Source organism: Cyanobacteriota bacterium (assembly GCA_025054735.1).
In the GTDB taxonomy this organism is placed as follows: Bacteria; Cyanobacteriota; Cyanobacteriia; order SKYG9; family SKYG9; genus SKYG9.
Genome location: JANWZG010000378.1, coordinates 1 through 3,918, shown reverse-complemented (window position 1 = coordinate 3,918; position 3,918 = coordinate 1). Strand labels below are relative to the sequence as shown.

Here is a 3,918-nt window from a genome sequence, read left to right as displayed (position 1 = left end):
AGACTATGACGCTTGCATCAACCACTGAAAATCCACTCCTGATTGGCAAAGGACTGCCCCCATTTGATGCCATTCAGCCCCATCACGTTGTGCCCGCCATGACTCAGCTCTTAACGGAGCTAGAGCAAGAGCTAACCCAACTGGAAGCTACCGTTCAGCCCACTTGGAGCAGTGTAGTGGAGGCAACCGAGCGCCTTCACGATCGCCTCTCATGGAGTTGGGGCATTGTTAACCACTTGATGGGCGTAAAAAACAGCCCTGAACTACGCCAAGCCCACGAAGCAGTTCAGCCCCAAGTTGTGCAATTTTATAATCGCCTTAGCCAAAGCCGCCCCCTCTACGATGCCCTGAAAGCACTGCGTCATAGCACCGAGTGGGACACCCTAGAACCAGCCCAGCGTCGAATTGTGGAAGCCGGAATTCGGAATGCCGAGTTGTCTGGCGTAGGGCTAGAGGGTGAGGCGAAGGAGCGTTTTAACCAGATTCAAACTCGCCTAGCGGAACTCTCTAGTAAATTTTCTAACAATGTCTTAGATGCCACTAAAGCCTTTCGACTAGTGCTGACTCAGCCCGATGAAGTGGTCGGCTTACCGCCAAGTTTGTTGAGTTTGGCAGCACAATCGGCGATCGCGGCTGGCTATCCCCAAGCTACTCCAGAAACTGGGCCATGGTGCATCACCCTCGACTACCCCAGCTACATGCCTTTTCTACAACACAGCCAACGTCGTGACCTACGAGAAACCCTCTACCGTGCCTTCATTAGCCGCGCTGCTAGTGGTGACCTCGACAACAAGCCGTTAATTGATGAAATTCTAGCCCTGCGTCAAGAAGAAGCCACTATTCTAGGCTTCCCATCCTATGCAGAGTTGAGCCTAGCTAGCAAGATGGCTCCCAACGTAGCAGCAGTCGAGGGACTGTTGGATGAACTGCGAGAGGCCAGTTATCAGGCCGCTGTACAAGAGTTACAAGACCTCAAAGCCTTTGCGGCTGAACAACAGGCTCCAGAAGCGGCTGATTTCAAGCATTGGGATGTTGCCTTTTGGTCAGAGCGGCGACGAGAAGCCTTATTTGACTTCAAAGCAGAAGAGTTGCGCCCCTACTTCCCCCTGCCGCAAGTGCTGAATGGTTTGTTTGGGCTAGTCAACCGCCTATTTGGTGTGACAGTAACTCCCGCTGATGGGCTAGCACCCGTGTGGCATCCTGATGTGCGCTACTTTCAAATTGCTGATGAACAGGGGGCAGCGATCGCCTACTTCTACCTGGATCCCTACAGTCGTCCAGCAGAAAAGCGGGGGGGAGCCTGGATGGATGACTGCATTGGGCGTGCCCGTCTGATTGAAGATGGCTCTCCTAAAACCCGCCTACCTGTAGCCTATCTCATCTGTAACCAAACACCTCCGGTTGGAGATTGGCCCAGCCTCATGACCTTTGCCGAGGTAGAGACACTGTTCCATGAGTTTGGCCATGGGTTGCAACATATGCTTACCCAGGTAGACTACGCAGGTGCCGCCGGGATCAACAACATCGAGTGGGATGCCGTGGAACTGCCCAGCCAATTTATGGAAAACTGGTGCTACGATCGCTCCACCCTATTTAGCATGGCTCGTCACTACGAAACTGGCGAACCACTGCCAGAGCAGTATTACCAAAAACTGTTGGCTGCCAAAAACTACATGAGCGGTAGCGCCATGCTCCGGCAACTCCACTTTAGCTATGTGGATATTGAGCTACACCATCGGTATCGACCCGGTGGAACCGAGACCCCATCGGATGTACGTCGTCGCATTGCCCAAACCACAACCGTAATGCCGCCCCTACCAGAGGATGAGTTTCTCTGTGCCTTTGGGCATATCTTTGCGGGTGGTTATGCTGCGGGCTACTACAGCTATAAGTGGGCAGAGGTTCTCAGTGCTGATGCCTTTGCCGCCTTTGAAGATGCAGGCTTAGACAACGAAGCCGCGATCGCAGCCACAGGCCGCCGCTATCGTGACACCATATTGGCCCTTGGTGGTAGTCAACACCCCATGGAAGTATTCAAAGCCTTCCGAGGCCGAGAACCCAACACCCAGGCTCTAATTCGGCACAGTGGCCTAGCCAAGGCTTCTTAAGGACTTAAATCACGCATAAATCACGCATAAATCACGAAAATGTCTCCCACTGTCAATACGATCGGCGAACAGGGATTGCTCAAGCTAGTGCAACAGTTTTGTCCTGTAGAGGTCGTGGGGGATGACGGTGCCATCCTAACGCTGCCCCCTGGTCAATCATTGGTCGTGACCAGTGATGTGCTGGTGGATGGGGTGCATTTTAGCGTAGGGCTAGCGACTCCTACAATTCTCACCACTAGTCCGGCTGATGCAGGCTGGCGGGCTGCTGCTGCCAACTTGTCTGACCTCGCAGCTATGGGAGCAATGCCCTTGGGAATTACCGTAGGGCTAACATTGCCAGACCACTGCCCTGTGCATTGGGTCGAGGAATTGTATCAAGGCATGAGGGATTGTCTTCACCCCTATCAGGTACCAATCGTGGGGGGGGATATCTGTCGCTCGTCGGTGCTGTCTCTGGCAATTACAGCCTTGGGACAGGTTGCACCCGATCGGGCCATGCGGCGATCGACCGCTCAACCTGGTGATGCAATCGTAGTCACGGGCTACCACGGGGCTTCCCGTGCTGGTCTAGAACTCTTGACCAATCCCCAGGCAGGCCTTACCCTTTCTGCTGACGATCGAGCCACCTTCATCCATGCTCATCAGCGTCCTATTCCTCGGTTAGATGTGCTACCCCTGCTCAACTCACGTCCAGTCCCCACAGGCATGGATAGCAGCGATGGCCTCGCCAATGCCATTGTGCAGATATGTCGTGCTAGCGGTGTAGGTGCCCAGGTAGATTTGCAGACACTACCTATGCCACCTGCCTTTGCGGCATGGCTGCCCCAATCGCAGGCGATCGACTGGACACTTTACGGCGGAGAAGACTTTGAACTGGTGTTGTGCCTGCCCCCTGAACCTGCCAAGGCATTGGTAGCGCAACTAGGCAACGGCTCTGCCATCATTGGCACCATCCAGGCTGCACCAGAGATAATGCTCATCGACCCCAAAGGACACTATCCTCCGCAACCCTTGAGCCTCGATCGGGGCTTTCAGCATTTCACTTAATGCTAGAGCGTTGGATTTGAGTCACTGGCACCCTGCTGCTCTAGCAGTCGTTGCGTCTCGTCGAGGAGCGCAAAGTCCGCCCTTCCAGGCAGTTCCTTGACAATAATCCTCATCTTTTCACGCAGCAGAGCTAGCGGTGTGTCGTCAGGTGCTTGTTGAGAACCTGCAAGTAATTCCGCAATGTCGAACCCCCGCTCCTCAATTTCGTATTTAATGCGTGCGATTAATTGCTCTAAAACCCGTCCTGCACGCAGCAAGCAGGCTGCAAAGGCCCACAGATTAACGCTCACAGGGGGATGTACAAACGGTGGAGCATATCCATCGTGGAAGGTAAGTGTATCACCATGCCGATGTAACACCAGCCAAGACTCCTCCCACACTGACGTAACAGCAGTGGCGATCGCTCCCCCCCGCAATACACGATTCAGGCCCTCAAACCAGTGCATCGTCATCCAAAACTCATCAATACCACCCTCATTCCATCGCACACCGTCTACATCAATAGCAAACCCACCCTGAAATGAGCAACAGGTGAGCCGCTGTTGGCCCAAATAGTCATCTAACAATAGGCGACTGTGTTGAATCGCAACATGACCCTCAAGCCATGCATTACCCCGTCTATCGATAACGAGTGGAACCCCGCGAGCCTTCCACGTCCGGTCAACCGGAATCCACAACTGAATGTCAATATGTTGCGCCACAAACTACCTTTACCCTGTCAGTGTTCAACCCCACTACAACCTATGCTTAGGGCAAACCCATC

At 53.7% G+C, this 3,918-nt stretch carries 3 protein-coding genes; 2 read left to right on the top strand and 1 reads right to left on the bottom strand.

What is annotated here, in order from left to right:
- The first annotated feature begins 5 nt into the window (after positions 1-5).
- Both NZ772_15315 and thiL read left to right on the top strand, forming a co-directional pair.
- Positions 6-2,108 carry a M3 family metallopeptidase gene (locus tag NZ772_15315; GenBank protein MCS6814924.1) on the top strand — a complete coding sequence of 701 codons (2,103 nt, stop codon included), beginning with the start codon at positions 6-8 and terminating at the stop codon, positions 2,106-2,108.
- A 39-nt stretch (positions 2,109-2,147) separates the two neighbouring features.
- Complete coding sequence (thiL, locus tag NZ772_15310; protein ID MCS6814923.1) at positions 2,148-3,155, top strand: thiamine-phosphate kinase; 1,008 nt, start codon at positions 2,148-2,150, stop codon at positions 3,153-3,155.
- A gap of 2 nt (positions 3,156-3,157) precedes the next feature.
- Here the strand turns inward: thiL and NZ772_15305 are convergent, their stop codons facing one another.
- Positions 3,158-3,856 (bottom strand): hypothetical protein, encoded by a 699-nt coding sequence (locus NZ772_15305; GenBank protein MCS6814922.1) that lies wholly within the window; start codon positions 3,854-3,856, stop codon positions 3,158-3,160.
- Positions 3,857-3,918 lie beyond the last annotated feature (62 nt).

Bases quoted from the DNA above. Each gene is read 5' to 3' on its own strand.
- NZ772_15315 (MCS6814924.1), top strand. From the start codon at position 6: ATGACGCTTGCATCAACCACTGAAAATCCACTCCTGATTGGCAAAGGA.
- thiL (MCS6814923.1), top strand. From the start codon at position 2,148: ATGTCTCCCACTGTCAATACGATCGGCGAACAGGGATTGCTCAAGCTA.